The following is a 17,413-nucleotide window of genomic DNA, read 5'->3' as shown; positions in this document are numbered from 1 at the left end:
GGCGTTGACGGCCGCCGATGCCCGTCCGGATCGCCTGGCCCGGAGGGCGGCCCTCTCGGGGCCCGTCGGGCACAGCCTCTCAGGGCCGCTAATTCGCTCGCGAGGCGGGTGCGATCGGCTCACGATGGGCGGTGATGCAGCCTATGACGAAGATTCTGGTTCTCTGCGGCGCCGCCGGGGTCGGCAAGTCCACGACGGCGTACGAGGTCTCCCACCAGCTCGGCCACGCGGACGTCCCGCACGCCCTCATCGACACCGACCAGCTCGACCAGGTGCACCCCTGGCCGCCGCCCGGCCTCGCCCCGAGCGAGCTGTCCCGCCGCAACCTCGCCGCGGTCTGGGCGAATCTGGCGGAGGTGGGCCACACCCGGCTGATCCTGACGGGCGTGTTCGTCGCGCTGGAGCGGGAGTTGGCGTGGATCGCCGACGCCGTACCGGGCGCCGGCATCACCTCCGTACGGCTGACCGCCGACACGCCGTCGCTGGAGGAGCGGGTCCGCCGCCGCGAGATCGGTTCCGGGGCCGCCGACCAGCTCACCCGCACACTCCGGCAGCACGCCGCCCTCCGCCGCCCGGAGGCGCCGGGCGTGACGGTGATCGACACCACCGGCCGGAGCGTGTCCGCCGTGGCGTCCGAGGTGATCGGGGTCTGGCTCGACGGAGCGGACGCCAGGGGCTGACCGGCGCGGTCCTGGCGGCGCCCCTCCCGGAGCCCGCGACGGTCAGAGGCCGGCGCGCGCCACGAAGAGAGAGCGCAGGTGGGCCAGGCTCCGCTCTGCCAGGGGGCGCAGGTCCCGGGCTACGGCGAGGGCGTCGGCCCGCAGCCTGTCCGTGGCGTCCGGACCGAGGGCGTCCCGGGCCTCGGCGGCGAAGGACGGCTCGGCGAGCCAGTCGTCCAGGAGGCCGGGCGTGACCTCCAGGTGGAACTGGAGGCCCCAGGCGGCCGGACCGGCGCGGAACGCCTGGCACTCGGTGGTCCCGGTGCTCGCCAGGACACGGGTGCCGGGGCCGGGCACGATGCGGTCGCCGTGCCAGTGGAGCACGCCGGGCGCGTCGGCCAGCGGTCCGACGACCGGGTCCGCGCGGTCCACGTCACGCAGCGGGGCCCAGCCGATCTCGCCGGGGCGGCCGAGGTCGGCGCCCGTCCGTACGGCCAGGTCCTGGGCGCGGGCGAGCAACTGGGCGCCCAGGCACACGCCCAGCGTCGGCACCCCGGCCCGCAGCGCGTCGGCCAGGAGGTCCCGCTCCAGCTTCAGCGCCGGGTGGCCGGCCAGGTCGTCGGCGTTCATGGGGCCGCCCATGACGACCAGCCCCGCCAGGTCGGACACCGGCGGCAGGTCGCCCGCCGAGGCGCCCGGCGTGTCGATCAGGTTGCGGATGTCGGCGCGCAATCCGCTGCCGTCCAGCGCGTCCAGGATCAGTCCGGGCTTCTCGACCTCGACGTGCTGGAGTATCAGGACGGTGCGCGGGGGCATGGAGCGGTCTCCTCGGTGCGGCTTGTCGGTACGGCATCGGCGCGGCAAAGGCGCGGGCGCAGGGCGATGTACACCTTAACGTGGCTGGTCACGGCCCTCGCCGTACCGCTGGAGCGGTAGTTGGGCTGTCGGCGCGCCCATGGGGCGGGGCGAGCCGCGCCGCCTGTGGTCTCCGGGGCGGGGCGCACCACCGCATGCCTTCGACCGGGACGCCCCGGTCCGTTGCGCGGTGATTTGCGCCGTTCCGCTCCCTCCTTACTTCGTGCGTCTCGCTCCGAGGCCTCCCTTGACGGCTGGAAGGGCGCGCTCTACTTTCTTCCGTACTTCCGCAGAGTAAAACGAGAATTCCATTATTCGGAAGTGTGTAGCTCGCGCTTCCGCCCCACCCGGGGCCGGAGCGGGACCCCGACAGGCCGACGCAGGAGTACTCGATGCCTCGAATGACCGCCGCTCGTGCGGCTGTGGAGATCCTCAAGCGCGAGGGCGTGACCAACGCGTTCGGTGTGCCGGGCGCGGCGATCAACCCGTTCTACGCGGCGCTGCGGGCCGGTGGCGGCATCCACCACACGCTCGCCCGCCATGTCGAGGGCGCCTCCCACATGGCCGAGGGCTACACCCGCGCGGCCCCCGGCAACATCGGCGTCTGCGTCGGCACCTCGGGACCGGCCGGCACCGACATGATCACCGGTCTCTACTCCGCGACCGGCGACTCGATCCCTATCCTGTGCATCACCGGCCAGGCACCCACCTCCGTGATCCACAAGGAGGACTTCCAGGCCGTCGACATCGCCTCGATCGCCGCCCCGGTCACCAAGGCCGCCACCACCGTCCTGGAGGCCGCCCAGGTCCCCGGCGTCTTCCAGCAGGCGTTCCACCTGATGCGCTCCGGGCGTCCCGGGCCGGTCCTGATCGACCTGCCGATCGACGTCCAGATGACGGAGATCGAGTTCGACCCGGAGACGTACGAGCCGCTGCCCGTGCACCGGCCGAAGGCGACCCGCAAGCAGATCGTCAAGGCCCTCGCCATGCTCAACGCCGCCGAGCGCCCGCTGCTCGTCGCGGGCGGCGGCATCATCAACGCCGACGCCTCGGGCCTGCTGACCGAGTTCGCCGAGCTGACCGGCGTCCCCGTCGTCCCGACCCTGATGGGCTGGGGCGCTCTGCCCGACGACCACCGCCTCAACGCCGGCATGGTCGGCCTGCAGACCTCGCACCGCTACGGCAACGCCACGTTCCTGGAGTCCGACTTCGTCCTCGGCATCGGCAACCGCTGGGCCAACCGCCACACCGGCAAGCTGGACGTCTACACCCGGGGCCGCACCTTCGTGCACGTGGACATCGAGCCCACCCAGATCGGCAAGATCTTCGCCCCCGACTACGGCATCGCCTCCGACGCCAAGGCGGCCCTGGAACTGTTCGTCGAGGTCGCCAAGGAGCAGCAGGCCGCGGGCGAACTGCCCGACCGCGGCGAGTGGGCCGCCTCGGCCCAGCGGCGCCGGGCCACGCTCCAGCGCCGTACGCACTTCGACAACGTGCCGCTCAAACCGCAGCGGGTGTACGAGGAGATGAACCGCGCGTTCGGGCCCGAGACCCGCTACGTCACCACCATCGGCCTCTCGCAGATCGCCGGCGCGCAGCTGCTGCACGTCTACCGGCCCCGCCACTGGATCAACTGCGGCCAGGCCGGGCCGCTGGGCTGGACCATCCCGGCCGCGCTGGGCGTCGCCACCGCCGACCCCGGGGGCAGCGTCGTCGCGCTCTCCGGCGACTACGACTTCCAGTTCATGCTGGAAGAACTGGCGGTCGGCGCCCAGCACCGCATCCCGTACGTGCACGTGCTGGTGAACAACTCCTACCTGGGCCTGATCCGCCAGGCCCAGCGCAACTTCGCCATGGACTACCAGGTCACCCTGGAGTTCGAGAACATCAACACCCCCGAGATCGGCGTCTACGGCGTCGACCACGTGAAGGTCGCCGAGGGGCTGGGCTGCAAGGCCATCCGCGTCACCGAACCGGACCGGCTGCTGCCCGCCTTCGAGGAGGCCAAGAAGCTGGCCGCCGAACACCGGGTCCCGGTGGTCGTCGAGGCGATCCTGGAGCGGGTCACCAACATCGCGATGAGCGGCACCGACATCGGCAGCGTCAACGAGTTCGAGGACCTGGCCACCGAACCGGGCCACGCACCGACCGCCGTCGTGCCGATGAGGTGAGCCGGACGGGCGCGGGGACCGGCGACCGCGGCCCCCGGCGCCCGCTCAGGCGTGCGCGGGCCAGTCGTCCCCCGCGACCCGGGCGTGCAGATGCTCGTCGTGCCAGCCGTCGGCGTGCAGCAGGGCGCTGCGCATGGTGCCCTCCAGCCGGAAGCCCGCCTTGTCCGCCACCCGGCAGGACGCCGGGTTGCCCACGGAGTGGGTGATCCGCAGCCGGTGCAGGCCGAGGTCGTGCAGGGCCCACCGGCTGATCCGTACGGTCGCCGACACCGCGAGTCCGCCCCCGCGGCCGGCCGGCAGCAGCCAGTAGAGGAACTCCCCGCTGCCGCCCATGAGGTCCAGATCGCCGAGCCCGGCCAGCCCGACCGCTCCGCCGCATGCCGGGCGGGCGACGGCCCAGATGGCCGCCTGTTCGTCATGCCATCGCCGGTGCCAGTGAGCGATCTTGTCCCGCGCGCCCTCCAGCGTGACCTGCGCGGGCCGGTTCCACTGCCGGATGTCCGGGTCCTGGCAGGCGGCGACCAGGGCGTGCGCGTCGGCGGGCCGCCACGGGCGCAACTCGGCGTCCGGGGAGAGCGGCAGAGTGGGCTGCTCGCCGTCGCGCAGCCGGCCGGCCGGCACGACGGGAGGTATCGGGGGAGGCAGGGGAGCGGTCATGGGGTGATCTTGCCAAAGGCCGTGCCCCCGGCGTACGCGCACGAGCCCCCCGCGTACCTCACCCCCCGTCCGCCCCCGACGGCCTGCCCAGAACTCGTAGGCCGCGTAGGCGGTTCAGGGCCGCTGCCACCTCGTGGCGGCGGGGGAGGGCGAAGTCCTCGTCGCGGACGGCGAGGAGTCGGTGGGCGCCGTCCTCCAGGTCGCCGTCGAGCAGGTCGAGTGCCTCGGACAGCGTGCGCTTGCCGTCGACGTACCCGCGCCGCACCATCAGTTCGAGGGCCAGGCCGATGCCCACCACCTGTCGCGCGTCCGCGATCTGTTCGACGGCCCGCAGGTCGACGTCGTGTTCGCCGAAGGTCAGCGCGTCGTCGCCGCGGGCGCGGATGCGGGACCGGCCGCGTACCGACGTGTCGAGGGAGCCGGGGTCCGGGTGGCGGTGCGCGACGCCGGGGAAGGACTCCGCCTCCGCGGTCCGGCCGGTCGGTACCGCCGCCAACTGCCGTGCCCGGACGGTGACATCGGACGGCCGGTACGCGTCCATCATGATCACCTGGTCGGCGACCTCCATGTAGTCGCCGGAGCCGCCCATGACCAGCACGGTGGAGACGCCGTGGTCCCGGTGCAGCGAGCGCACCAGGTCCACGAACGGCGTCAGCGGCTCCCGCTCCTTGGCCACCAGTGCCTGCATCCGCGCGTCGCGGATCATCAGGTTGGTGGCCGCGGTGTCCTCGTCGATGAGCAGGACCCGCGCCCCCACCTCCACCGCCTCGCACAGGGAGGCGGCCTGCGAGGTGGAGCCGGAGGCGTTGTCCGTACGGAAGTCGGTGGTGTCCGCGCCGCTCGGCAGGTGGTCGACGAAGGCGTGTACGTCCACCCGCTCGACCCGGCGGCCGTCCTCCGAACGGATCTTCACGGTGTCGGGCCGGGCCACCACCTGCTCACGGCCGTCGCCGGGCACGTGGTCCCAGATGCCGGTCTCCAGGGCACGCAGCAGCGTCGACTTGCCGTGGAAACCGCCGCCGACGACCAGGGTGACGCCTTCGCGCACGCCCATGCCGGTGACCGTCCCGGCGTGCGGCAGGTCGAGCGAGACCCGCAGTTCCCCGGGCGAGGCGAAGGGGACGACGTCCCGGCCGGCCGCCGGGCGGTCGTCCACGCCGCTGCGCCGCGGCAGCACCGCGCCGTCCGCGACGAACGCCACCAGGCCGAGGCCGGGCAGCGCGGCGCGCAGCGCGTCCGAGTCCTCGACGGTGTCCGCGAAGGCCCGTACGTCGTCGGCGTCCAGCGCCGTGTACCGCAGGGCGCGCTCGGCGACCCTCGGCAGCAGGCCGCACAGGACGTGCTCCGCCGCGTGCCCGTCGATCCGGCGGCCGTGCCCCGGCAGGTCCACGCCCAGGCGCAGAGTCACCGCACCGTCCCGCGCGTCGACCAGGCAGGAACTGCGCTCCAGCACCTCCTGGCCGCCCGCGTCCACGCGCAGCGCCCGGTGGTCCGCCGCCTCGGCGGCCCGCCGGGCCAGGTAGCTCGCCAGCGCCCGCCGCCGCACCGGTGACTCCCACAGGTCCGCCGGGAACCCGGCCTCCTCGGCCGGGACGCGCAGGGCGACCCGCGCGGGCGGCGCGTACGGGTCGGACTGCCCCCGGATCACCTCCAGGGTGAAGCCGGGCATGGCCCACGAGCCGAGGAGCGCCTTGTACCTGCCGTACGAGGCGCCGTCCATCCGGCGCAGTTCCCCGGCCAGACCGTCGCGGATTCCCTGCGGGCGCTCGGCCCGCTGCCAGTCCTGGGAACGGCCGTGGTCACGGGCGTGCCCGCGGTCCCGGCCGTGTTCGCGGCCGCGGTCGTGGTCGCGGCCTTGAGGGCGTCGCACAGCGCCTGCACCTTTCGCGTTGCGTCATCGGGTCGCCGGCTGGTCACCGGCCCGACGGCCGACGATACCCAGATGTATCCGTACCGTCGCACGCCCGGTCCGGGACGGGCGACCGGCCGTGGACGGAAGGATGCGGACGGACGGATGCGGAAGGCCGCGGCCGGTCGACGGGCCGGCCACCGGGTCCGGTGGCCGGCCCGTCCCCCGTCAGTGCACCCCGTCAGTACACGGTGTACGGGAAGAGCCGCCGCGCCGCGTCCACCCGCGCGTCCGGACCGTCACCCGTACGCGTCGGCCGCAGACCGACCAGGGTGGCATCGCCGCACGCGCAGAGCACGGACGTGGCGACCAGCAGCCGCCCGGAGCAGTCGACGACCGGGGTGGTGAAGGTGCGCTGCTCCGCAGCCCGGGCTCCGCACCGACGGCACGCCGCCGCGTTCGCCTGCCCGCTCAACGCCGCCACCCCGCTCCGCCCCGCGCCGCGGCCGGCGTGAGCGCCGACGTCAGGAGCAGGACCCAGAGGGCGTCCTGCGGGAGGGGGGAACCGGCGGGTGTCACCAGCGTGACGCCCAGGACGAGCGCGGCCACGAAGGCGATGCCCGTACAGCGAAGGGCTATCCTGCAATCGACGAGCACGAGGTCTCCTTGTGTGTGAAGAGCATGAGGTCTCCTGAGTTCGGCAGAAGGCCGTTCCCTGCTTCCCGCCAGAAGCACCAGGGAGCGGCCTCTCTTTTTGCGGGTCTGCTCTGCCCGGGGCGGTACGGGTGCTCCGTCCGCCCGGTCGCGGTGATCCGTCAGGTCACATGGCGTCCTCCTTCCCCGCCGTGCCGCCGCGCGGCGTCGCGCGGCCCGTACAAGGAAGTGTTGACGCCCCGCTCACCTGGGCCAATGGCCTGGAGACGGGCATCGGCATTCCTGAGCACCACGACGGCGCGGGCGAGCACTGGCGAACACCGGTGGCACCGGCGGACAATGACGGACAGGCACGGGACTTCTGTGTCACCGTCGCCGCCGCGCTCCCGGGGGATGATGATCCGTTGACCGACCGGCCCATGTCCGCGCCCGTACCGGAGCCCGTGGAGGCGTTCGCGGAGCAGCTGCGCGAACTGCGGCTGCGGTGCTTCGAACCCACGGAGGCCAGCCTCGCCCTCCAGATGAAGTGCGGGCGCAGCTCGGTGTCCGCGATGCTCAACGGGCGCCGCTTCCCCAGCTGGGAACTGACCTCGGCCTTCGTGGCCGCCTGCGGGGCGGAGCCGGCGGACTGGCTGGACCGCTGGCGGGACGCCAAGCGCCGCCTCGACGCGCTGCGCAGGGGGCCGGCCGGCCAGGCCGGGGCCGCGCGCCCGGTGGCACTGCCGGACGCCGGCGGCGACGCGCTGCTCGCCGCGACCTGGTACCGCAGCAACCCCGAGTTCTACACCGCGGCGGCCCGGTGCGTGCGCTCGGCACGCTCCGAGATCAGGGTGACGTACACCCGCCGCTATCCGCCCGACCAGTACACGACGAAGGCCTCCGCCGACTACTTCGCGGACATCCTGTCCTGGGCGCGCGAGGACACCGAGGACCAGCGCAGCGTCCGCCGCATCATCGGCGTCCCCGAGACGGACGGCGTGCCCGACCGGGACGTCCTCGGCTGGGCCCGGCGGCACCGCGAGGAGACCGGCCACATCCTCAACTACGAGGCGAGCGTGCTGCGGTGGACCGCGGCGGCGGACGGCCTGAACATGGCCCTGATCGACGACAGCACCGTCTTCCTGGCCTTCTCCGGCGGCGCCCGCCAGAAACTGAACGGCTTCAGCGTGCAGGACACCACCTACATGTCCTACTTCGCCGCCTACTTCGAACAACTGTGGACGCCGTTGCAGCCGTTGGGGGTCTATCTGGACGCGGTGGGGCGGTGAGTCAGCCGTCGTAGTGCTGGATGCGGCCACCGTGGCCGCGGTCCAGGAGGGCGGGCAGCCGGGTGCGGAGTTCGGCGGTGACGGCGGGAACGTCGAGGGTGAGCAGACGGCGGTCGCGCATGAGGACGCGGCCGTCGACGATGGTGGTGCGTACGTCACTGGAGCGCGCGCTGTGCACCAGGGCGGTGGCGGTGTCGTGCACCGGCTGGACGTGCGGGCCGGTGAGGTCCACCAGGATGATGTCGGCCCGGTGCCCCGGGGCCAGCCGCCCCACCCGGCCGTCCAGGCCGAGCGCGCGGGCGCTCTGGGTGGTGGCGTGGTCGAGGGCCTGGTGTGCGGTCAGCCACCGCGGGTCCCCTTCCGCCGCCTTCTGCACCAGTGCGGTGAGCGTCATGCTCTCCCAGACGTCCAGGGTGTTGTTCGACGCGGCGCCGTCCGTCGCCAGGCCGACCGGGATGCCGATCGACCGCAGCAGCCGTACGGGGGTGGGGTCCCACGCGAACTTCAGGTAGCCCCTGGGCGCGGTGGCGACGCCGATGCGGCCCGTGCCGCTGCTGAGGACGGGCAGGTCGCGTTGGAGGATGCCGGTGCCGTGGGCGATGAGGACGCCGACGTCCAGGAGGCCGGCGCGGTGCAGCGTTTCGACCGGGGTGCGGCCGTGGCGGGCGAGGCTGTGGTCGGTCTGGTCGCGGTTCTCGGCGGCGTGGATGTGCACCCGCAGGCCGTGGTCGCGGGCGAGTCCGGCGGTCGCCCGCAGGTCCGCGTCCGAGACGGTGTACGTCGCGTGCGGTGCGAGCGAGGTGGTGATCCGGCCGCCCGCGCCGTCCCGGTGGCGCAGCGCGAAGTCCAGGGAGCGTTCGCGGCCCGCCGGGCCCTGGGAGGAGAAGTACGCCCAGCCCAGGTCCGCCCGCATCCCGCAGGCCCGGACGACGTCGGCCACCTCGTCCATCGCGAAGTAGTGGTCGGCGAACGTGGTGACCCCGCCGCGGATCATCTCCGCGCAGGCGAGCTGCGCGCCGAGCCGGACGTCGTGGTCGGTGAGGTTGGTCTCGACCGGCCAGACGCGGTCGTTGAACCACTCCTCGACGGGCAGATCCTCGGCGCTGCCCCGGAAGACCACCATGGCCGCGTGGGTGTGGCAGTTGACCAGGCCGGGCATCGCGACCTGGCCCCGGCCGTCGATGCGTTCGGCGGCGGGCAGGTCCGCCACCGCGCGGGCCGGGGCGATCCGGGCGACACAGCCGTCGCGTACGACGATCGCGGCGTCCTCGGTGAAGCCGATGCCGTCGTGGTCGTCGTGGACGAGAACGGTGCAGCCCTCGATCACCAGGTCGGCGGGGACGGGCGGTGGCGGCCCCGTGGTGGCGGTGGCGGGCTCGGGGTGGGGCGTGGTGTGCGGGGCGGAGGCGGGCACGGTGGCTCCCTGCGGTGTGGGGCGGTGGGCCTCGACCATGGCACGGAGCCGGCGCCGGCTTGTCGTCGGCGAAGCGCGGTACCTCCGCGTTCTCGTTGTGGCCGCCGTTCTTCTCGCGTATCCACTTCCCGGCGAGGGCGGGTATCCACGCCGAGAACTCGCTCTGCGTCAGGTCGGCGGGGACCTTGCCGCCCAGCTTGTTGATCTCCGCGGCGGGGTAGCCGCCGGGCGCGTCGATGCGTTCGGCCGGGGTGTCCTTCATCGTCGCGTCCCAGACCTGGAGGGCGAACGTGGTGCAGTTCCTGGCGGGCGTGCCCGCCCAGCCACCGGTCAGGAGGAAATTCCAGCTGGGGAGCAGGGTGTACTTCTCGTTGAGCTCCGTGCGCCGCCGGATCTCGTTCTTGAACGATTTCTGCTGGGCGCCGGACAGCGCGGTGCAGCGCGCGGCACGCGCGGAGTACGCCTGGCCCTGGTCCTGCTTGCGGCTCGGCCGGTCCCATTCGACCAGTGGCTTGTCCGGCACGTTGATGTCGTAGCCGGTGTAGTTGACGGACATGCCGTCGACCGGTGAACCGTCGCCGTTGGTGCCGTCCGGGTCGTTCGGCTGGAAGGAATAGGTGTCGTAGCGGGCCTCCGCGCCGTCGGCGAGTTTCCGGTGCAGCTTGCCGCCGGAATTGAAGTGCACGAGCCAGCTGTGGCCGAACACGTGCTGGCTCACGTTCAGTTCGTAGAGCAGCTTGTTCGTCTGCTCGCCGTAGGACAGCTGCCCGTACTTCTTCTGGAAGTCGTCGCTCTTCCACAGCGCGTGGGCCCGCTTGCCGATGTCCCAGACGTAACCGCCGGTGGTGCGGTCGGTGATCTCGGTGCTGTAGATGCACAGCACATCGTCCAGCGTCCGGGCGCCGGTCGGCCGCGGCTTGTCGGCGGCCTGGGCGGCGGGTGCCTGGAGCAGCCCCATGGACAGGGCCACCGCGGCGCAGGAGGCGATCGCGGCCGGCGTACGTAATGTCATGACGTGCGGGTACTTTCCTTCGGTCGGTCGGCGGCTCGGACGCGCCGCCGGCCCGGCATACCAAGATCATTTCGCTGGACGGCCCCACGGGCCAAGGGCGGAAAGTCCTGACGCGGCGGGACTTTCGCCCCTGGCGGGCGCGGGGGAAGGCGAGCGCACCCGGGGCGGTTCGTGATCCACTGGTCCGGTCCGGTGCCGGACGGCCGGTGCGGTCCGGTCCGGTCCCGACCGGCCGCACGGCCCCGGCGGTCACGCCGGACGGCACCGTGACACGACGCCCGACGTCCGACGTACCGTCACGTCCGACGTACCGACCCCGGGAGAGTGGACCGCGATGAACGGCATCAGTTACGAGGACGTGAAGGCGGCGGCCGACCGCATCGCCGGGGATGTGCGCCCGGTCACCCTCGCACCGGTCGACCCGGGCGGGTTCGGACCCGGCGAGGGCTGGCTCGCCTACGAGTTCACCCAGCACACCGGATCGTTCAAGGCCCGTGGCGCGGCGAACTTCGTCGCGGCGCACCTGGAGGCGGGCACCATGGCCCGGGGCCGGCGTGGTCATCGCCTCCGGCGGCAACGCCGGACTGGCCTGCGCCTGGGCCGCCGGCCGTCACGGCATCCGGGCGACGGTGTTCCTGCCGGAGACCGCGCCGCCGGTCAAGGTCGCCCGGCTGCGCCTGCTCGGCGCCGACGTACGCCAGGTGGGCTCCGAGTACGCCACCGCGCTGGAGGCGTCCCGGGAACACGCCGCGCGGACCGGGGCGCTGGAGTCGCACGCGTACGACCACCCGCTGGTCGCGGCCGGGGCAGGCACCCTGCTGGAGGAGATCCGGGCCGCGCTGCCCGGCCTGGACACGGTCGTGGTCGCGGTCGGCGGCGGCGGCCTGTTCAGCGGCGTCGCCGCGGCGGCGCACCACCACGGCGTACGGGTCGTGGCCGTCGAGCCGGAGAACTGCCGGGCGCTGAACGCCGCCCTCGAGGCGGGCCGGGTCGTCGACGTGCCGGTGGACTCCGTCGCCGCCGACTCGCTGGGCGCCCGCCGCGTCAGCGCGATGGCGCTGCACTGGGCCCGGCAGCCCGGCGCGCTCTCGCTGCTCGTGCCGGACGAGGCCATCGTGAGCGCGCGCCGGAACCTGTGGGACGACCGCAGGCTGGCGGTCGAGCACGGCACGGCCGCCGCCTACGCCGCCCTCCGGTCGGGGACGTACCTGCCCGCGCCGGGGGAGCGCGTGTGCGTCGTCGTGTGCGGCGCGAACACCGACCCGTCGGACCTGGTGCGCCCCGGCGAGTGACCCCGACGGCCCGTTCTGGCGTACGTGTTCGACGTACGGACTGCTGCCGGGCCGGCCTCCGGGGAGCCGCCCGGCCCTCGGCAACGCCCCGCGCGTGCACCGCTATCCGGCCCGTGAGCTGCACGTCAGCGGCTCCACGGCCGGTGCGCGGCCCGCGTGCCGCCCCCGTGTGCGCACACACGTGCAAAGAGATTTGCCGACGAACCGATACACCAGTCATGTGGTGCTCGTTGGCCCTGTACGGCGCGTGAGTTGCGACCGGCCGTGCGGTCCGGCCACCGGCGCGGTCGCCGAGGAACATGAGCATCTTCGTCAGGAGACGGCAAGCATGAACAGGAAGCCAGGCAACCGCGGTCGCCGATTGCCGCTGACCGTCGCGCAGACGGGGCTGTGGTTCTCCCAGCAGCTGGACGCGGAGAACCCCATCTACCGTGCCGCCGAGTACGTGGACATCCACGGCCCGGTCGACCTGGCCGTGCTGAGTGCCGCGCTGCGCCGCGCCGTGGCCGACATCGAGGCCGTACGGGTCCGCTTCGAGACCGACGAGGAGGGCGGCGTCTGGCAGGTGCCCGACCTCGCCGACGACTGGCCGCTGCCCGTCGTGGACCTGCGGGACGCGGCCGCCCCCGTCGGCCCGCCCCCCGGCCCCGCCCGGGTGGTCGCGCCGCCCGACCCGTGGACCCGGGCCCAGGAGTGGATGTGGGCCGACCTGCGCAAGCCCGCCGACCTGCGCCGTTCCCCGCTGTTCAGCTTCGCGGTGCTGCTGCTGCCGGACGACCACTGCGTCCTCTACATGGCGCTGCACCACATCGTCCTGGACGGCTACGGCTTCTCCCTGCTGATCCAGCGCGTCGCCGAGGCCTACACCGCCCTGGAGGCGGGCGAGGAGTGCCCGCCCAGCCGGCTGAACACGCTGGACGAACTCCTGGCCGACGAAGCCGGGTACCGCGCCTCCGAACGGTTCACCCGGGACCGCGCGTTCTGGGCCGAGCGGTACGCCGGCCGGGCCACCGACACCGGGCTGGCGAGCCGGCTGTCCGCCGTCCCGCACCGCTTCGTCCGCGAGACCGCACACCTCCCCGCCCCCGCCGCCGACGGACTGCGTGCCCTGGGGCGGCACACCCGCTCCGGGCTGCCCGTGGTGGCGATGGCCGCGCTCGCGCTGTACGTGCACCGGATGAGCGGGTCCACCGACGTGACCCTGGACCTGACCGTGACCGGCCGCGTCGGCGCCGTGGCGCGCAGCGCGCCCTGCATGGTCGCCAACGTGCTGCCGCTGCACCTGGAGCTGGGTCCGTACACGACCGTGCGCGAACTGGTGCGGCACACCTGCGAACAGGCCCGCGGGCTGCTGCGCCACCAGCGCTTCCCGTCGCCCTACCTCGTCCAGGACCTGGGCGCCGCCCACACCGGCGGCTACCTGGGCGACTGGGGCATCAACATCATGAGCTACGACCCGGAGCTGGCCTTCGGGCGGCATCCGGCCACCCTGCACAACCTCTCCAACGGCCCCGTCACCGGTCTCGGCGTCAACGTCTACGAGCGGACCGACGACGGCTGCCTGCGCATCGACTTCCAGGCCGACCCCGCCCGGTACGACGCCCCCACCACCGCCGCCCACCAGCGCCGCTTCCTGGCCCTGCTGGACACGCTCGCCGACGTCGACCCCGAACAGCCCGTCGGCGGCATCGACCTGCTGCCGGCCGCGGAGCGCCGCCGGGTGACGACCGGGTGGAACGACACCGCCCGTACGGTCCCGGCCACGACCCTGCCCGCCCTGTTCCAGGAACAGGCCCACCGCACGCCCACCGCCACCGCCCTGGTCTGCGGCGCCACCACCCTGTCGTACGCCCGGCTGAACGCCCGCGCCAACCGCCTGGCGCACGCGCTGATCGCGCGCGGCGCCGGGCCCGAGACGTTCGTGGCGCTGGCCCTGCCGCGCACGGCCGAGCACCTCGCGGGCCTGCTCGCGGTCCTCAAGACCGGCGCCGCGTACGTACCGGTCGACCCGGAACTGCCCGCCGAGCGCATCCGCTTCCTGCTCGCCGACACCCGCCCGGTGTGCGTCGTGACCACCGCGGCCGCCGCCGGGCGCCTGCCGGACACCGCCGCCACCCTCTGCCTCGACGACCCGGCCGCCGTACGGGAACTGGACCTCCGCCCGGACACCGACCCCACGGACGCCGACCGGCTCGCCCCCCTGGCACCGCGCCACCCCGCGTACGTCAGCTACACCTCCGGCTCCACCGGGCAGCCCAAGGGCGTCGTCGTCGAACACCGCCAGCTGACGAACCTGTTCTTCGACCACAAGGCCGAGCTGATCGACCCGGAGACGGCCGCGGCCCGGCGCCGCCTGCGGACCGCGCTGACCGCCGCGTTCTCCTTCGACACCGCCTGGGAGGGCCCGCTGTTCCTGGCCGCCGGCCACGAACTGCACCTCGTCGAGGACACCGTGCGGCTCGACCCGCCCGCCCTCGTCGACTACCTCGCCGACCAGCACATCGACTTCCTCGACCTGACCCCCACCTATCTGCACCAGCTGATGGCCGCCGGCCTGTTCACCGGCGAACGGCACCGGCCCCGCATCCTCATGGTGGGCGGCGAGGCCGTCGACGCCGCCCTGTGGGAGACGCTGCGCTCGCTGCCCGGCACCACCGCGTACAACTACTACGGGCCGACCGAGTGCACCGTCGACGCCGTGTACTGCCGCATCGCCGGCCAGGGGGAGCAGCCCGTCATCGGACGCCCCGGACGCAACGTCCAGGCGTACGTGCTCGACGCCGCGCTCAACCCCGTACCGGCCGGGGTGCCGGGGGAGCTGTACCTGGCCGGTGACCAGATCGCCCGCGGCTACCTGCGCCGGCCCGCGCTGACCGCGGAGCGGTTCGTCGCCAACCCGTTCGCCCACGCGGGCAGCGGGTCGGCCGCCGGCACGTGCGGTGACCCCGGCGTGCCCTGCACCTGCGGCGCGCCGGGCTCGCGCATGTACCGGACCGGCGACCGGGCACGCTGGTCGCCCGAAGGCGTCCTGGAATACCTCGGCCGCGCCGACGGGCAGGTCAAGGTGCGCGGCTTCCGCATCGAACCCGGCGAGGTCGAGACGGCGCTGGCCCGGCACCCGGGCGTCGCCCACGCGGTGGTCACCGTACGGGAGGACACCCCCGGGGACCGGCGGCTGGCCGCGTACGTCGTGCCCGTCCGGAGCGCCGGCCGTGTCCCCGCCGCACGGCACGCCGAATCCGGCCGTACGGCACCCGGGCACGCGCCGGTCGACGCCGACACCCTGCGCTCCTGGGCCGCCGCGCGCCTGCCCGAATACATGGTCCCCGGCGCCTTCGTCCTCCTGGATCACCTGCCGCTCACCTCGAACGGCAAACTGGACCGCGCCGCCCTGCCCGCTCCCGAAGCCCCCGCCGCCCGCGACGGTCGGCAGCCGCGCACCCCTCAGGAGAAGGTGCTGTGCGCGCTGTTCGCCGAGGTGCTCGGCGTACGGCAGGTGGGCATCGACGACGACTTCTTCGCCCTCGGCGGCCACTCCCTGCTGGCGGCCAAGCTCATCAGCCGGGTCCGCACCGCCCTGGGCACCGAACTCTCCATCCGCGCCCTGTTCGAGGCACCCACCGTCGCCGCCCTCGGCGGGGTGCTGCGGACCGGCGGCGACTCGGGCGGCTTCGAGGCGCTGCTGCCGCTGCGCACCGGGGGCAGCCGCCCCCCGCTGTTCTGCGTCCACCCCTCCGGCGGCCTGAGCTGGTGCTACGCCGGGCTGCTGCGCCATCTGGGGCCGGACATCCCGGTTTACGGGCTCCAGGCGGGCGGTCTGGCGCGGCGGGCGGCGCTGCCCGCCACCTTCGAGGAGATGGTCGCCGACTACGTCGGGCAGATCCGCGCCGTACAGCCCGCCGGGCCGTACCACCTCCTGGGCTGGTCGCTCGGCGGCGCGCTCGCCCACGCCATCGCGGTCCGGCTCCAGGCCAGGGGCGAGCGGGTGGCGCTGCTGGCCATGCTCGACTCGCGCCCCATCGACCCGCACGGATCGACGGGTCCGGCCGTGACGGAGCACGACATCCTCTCCCTGCTCGTGGAGGCGGCGGGCCACGACCCGGACGCGTTCGCGCGGCCGCTGACCGTCCCGGGCGTGGCGGCGGTGCTGCGGGGGCAGGGCGGCGGCGACCTGCTCGACGCGCTGAAGGACCACCCCGCGCTCGGCGAGGACCGGCTCGCCGCCGTCACCGAGGTCTTCACCAACTCGGTGAAGCTGCTGCCGACCTTCTCCGAGGGGATCTTCGACGGCGACCTGCTGTACTTCCACGCCACGGAGGGCAAGCCCGCCCACGCGCCGACCGCCGAGGCCTGGCGCCACCTGGTCACCGGCCACATCGAGAGCCACGACATCGCGTGCACCCACCACACCATGACCCAGCCGGGCCCGCTGGCCCGGATCGGCCGGGAGGTTGCCGCACACCTTCAGGCCCCGGTGGCCGCGCCCGGTTCGGGGGCGCGGGGGTGAGGTGACGGTGAGGTGAGGCGGGCCGGGTGAAGACCGGGCCGCCCCCGGCACCCGCCCGGCTCCAGGAACCGCCACCTCGCCACCCGCTACGACGTCGGCAAGACCATCAAGCGCCCCGCCAGCAACACAGCACGTGACGAACGAGGATAAGGAACGCGCTTACCTTGTTCATGTTTGCCGGTTCGGCAATGCTGTTTGCCGATTTGCGGTGCGTGCGCGCAGTCTGCGTCCAGAAAATGTTGCTCACAATCCGGAGCCGGTATCTCGCGGAGTCGGTCGTGTTTCCCCATCCGCTGGGAAACCCTCCGGCCCGAGCAGCACGTCAGCGGGTGCAGTCGCTCTGCGGAGCAGAGGAGGCAGCGGATGGAAAATCGCCATGTCGTCATCATTCCGATCGAGATCGACGAGGAGAAGGAAAGCGCGTATCTCGGCGCCTGGCAGGACGCGGCGGAGGTGATGGCCGCTCAACCCGGGTTCATCCGGACGTACATGTTCCGCACCACCGTTCCGGGGAGCACCTTCCGTCTCGTCAACGTGGCGGAATGGGAGTCCACCGCTCACTGGGAAGAGGCGATGAACGTCTGCCCGATGTCGGGACAACAGATAGCCGTCGCCCATGCCTCGAACTACGAGGCGGTCCGGACGGTCCTGCCCGTCACGCCACAGGGCCTGAGTTCCGGCGACGGTCACGCGCCCGTCGACCTGTCTCCTGCCGAGGCGCATCGCCGCGTCGTGGACGGGAAACTCACGCTGGTCGATGTGCGGGAAGACGATGAATGCGCGGCGCGCCATCCGGCCGGCGCCGTGCACGCTCCGCTCGGCACGTTGCCGGCTTCGCTGTCGGATCTGCCCGACGGCCCGGTCGCCTTCGTATGCCGCACGGGCGCACGCGGCGTGCAGGGCGGCGCGCAGGCGATCCGCGTAGGCCGGTCCTCCGTCCACAACGTGGCAGGCGGCCTTGAGGCATGGGAAGCCGCAGGGCTTCCGGTCGTTCTCCCCGGCCGCGAGGATGCGGAGAACAGGCTTGTTCCTCAGCCTCTGACCCGGTCGAATCGTCGCTCTTGGGAGTGATTGC

Annotated in this window: 11 protein-coding genes and 1 pseudogene; 6 read left to right on the top strand and 6 right to left on the bottom strand. The window is 73.3% G+C overall.

What is annotated here, in order from left to right; genetic code table 11:
* Window positions 1-143 precede the first annotated feature (143 nt).
* Window positions 144-680: a hypothetical protein gene (locus ACFV57_RS35190; protein ID WP_385240725.1), complete on the top strand. Its 537-nt coding sequence runs from the start codon at window positions 144-146 to the stop codon at window positions 678-680.
* Between the two features lie 42 nt (window positions 681-722).
* Here the strand turns inward: ACFV57_RS35190 and ACFV57_RS35185 are convergent, their stop codons facing one another.
* Entirely contained in the window at window positions 723-1,475 is a 753-nt protein-coding gene (locus ACFV57_RS35185; RefSeq protein WP_385240722.1) for a type 1 glutamine amidotransferase, read from the bottom strand.
* A gap of 431 nt (window positions 1,476-1,906) precedes the next feature.
* On the opposite strand from ACFV57_RS35185, the gene gcl reads away from it, so the two are divergent.
* Window positions 1,907-3,685: a glyoxylate carboligase gene (gene gcl / locus ACFV57_RS35180; protein WP_385240719.1), complete on the top strand. Its 1,779-nt coding sequence runs from the start codon at window positions 1,907-1,909 to the stop codon at window positions 3,683-3,685.
* A 45-nt stretch (window positions 3,686-3,730) separates the two neighbouring features.
* On the opposite strand, the gene ACFV57_RS35175 is transcribed toward gcl, so the two are convergent.
* From ACFV57_RS35175 to ACFV57_RS35160, 4 genes are all read right to left on the bottom strand, one after another.
* On the bottom strand, window positions 3,731-4,342 hold the full coding sequence (locus ACFV57_RS35175; protein ID WP_385240716.1) for a GNAT family N-acetyltransferase: 612 nt from the start codon (window positions 4,340-4,342) through the stop codon (window positions 3,731-3,733).
* 58 nt (window positions 4,343-4,400) lie between these two features.
* The gene (locus ACFV57_RS35170; protein WP_385240713.1) at window positions 4,401-6,212 is read right to left on the bottom strand and encodes an ABC-ATPase domain-containing protein; all 1,812 of its coding nucleotides are present in this window, start codon (window positions 6,210-6,212) and stop codon (window positions 4,401-4,403) included.
* 220 nt (window positions 6,213-6,432) lie between these two features.
* The gene (locus tag ACFV57_RS35165; RefSeq protein WP_385240710.1) at window positions 6,433-6,666 is read right to left on the bottom strand and encodes a hypothetical protein; all 234 of its coding nucleotides are present in this window, start codon (window positions 6,664-6,666) and stop codon (window positions 6,433-6,435) included.
* Window positions 6,663-6,848 (bottom strand): hypothetical protein, encoded by a 186-nt coding sequence (locus ACFV57_RS35160; protein ID WP_385240707.1) that lies wholly within the window; start codon window positions 6,846-6,848, stop codon window positions 6,663-6,665. The genes ACFV57_RS35165 and ACFV57_RS35160 overlap by 4 nt, the downstream gene beginning before the upstream one ends.
* A gap of 167 nt (window positions 6,849-7,015) precedes the next feature.
* Between ACFV57_RS35160 and ACFV57_RS35155 the strand changes: the two genes are divergently transcribed.
* Window positions 7,016-8,113, top strand: a complete 1,098-nt coding sequence (locus tag ACFV57_RS35155; RefSeq protein WP_385240705.1) for a helix-turn-helix domain-containing protein — start codon at window positions 7,016-7,018, stop codon at window positions 8,111-8,113.
* Window position 8,114: 1 nt separating this feature from the next.
* Here the strand turns inward: ACFV57_RS35155 and ACFV57_RS35150 are convergent, their stop codons facing one another.
* A complete protein-coding gene (locus ACFV57_RS35150; RefSeq protein WP_385240822.1) occupies window positions 8,115-9,443 on the bottom strand; it encodes an amidohydrolase in 1,329 nt (442 codons plus the stop codon).
* Between the two features lie 1,430 nt (window positions 9,444-10,873).
* Here ACFV57_RS35150 and ACFV57_RS35145 point away from each other — a divergent pair.
* The 3 genes and pseudogenes from ACFV57_RS35145 to ACFV57_RS35135 all read left to right on the top strand — a co-directional run bounded on the left by ACFV57_RS35145 (window position 10,874) and on the right by ACFV57_RS35135 (window position 17,409).
* A pseudogene (locus ACFV57_RS35145) lies at window positions 10,874-11,831 on the top strand (threonine/serine dehydratase).
* A 328-nt stretch (window positions 11,832-12,159) separates the two neighbouring features.
* The gene (locus tag ACFV57_RS35140) at window positions 12,160-16,338 is read left to right on the top strand and encodes an amino acid adenylation domain-containing protein (RefSeq protein WP_385240702.1); all 4,179 of its coding nucleotides are present in this window, start codon (window positions 12,160-12,162) and stop codon (window positions 16,336-16,338) included.
* A gap of 363 nt (window positions 16,339-16,701) precedes the next feature.
* The gene (locus tag ACFV57_RS35135; protein ID WP_385240699.1) at window positions 16,702-17,409 is read left to right on the top strand and encodes a rhodanese-like domain-containing protein; all 708 of its coding nucleotides are present in this window, start codon (window positions 16,702-16,704) and stop codon (window positions 17,407-17,409) included.
* Window positions 17,410-17,413 lie beyond the last annotated feature (4 nt).

The sequence above is a fragment of the Streptomyces sp. NPDC059788 genome, from assembly GCF_042732265.1.
Classification (GTDB): domain Bacteria; phylum Actinomycetota; class Actinomycetes; order Streptomycetales; family Streptomycetaceae; genus Streptomyces.
This window is presented reverse-complemented; position numbering and strand designations above follow the sequence as displayed.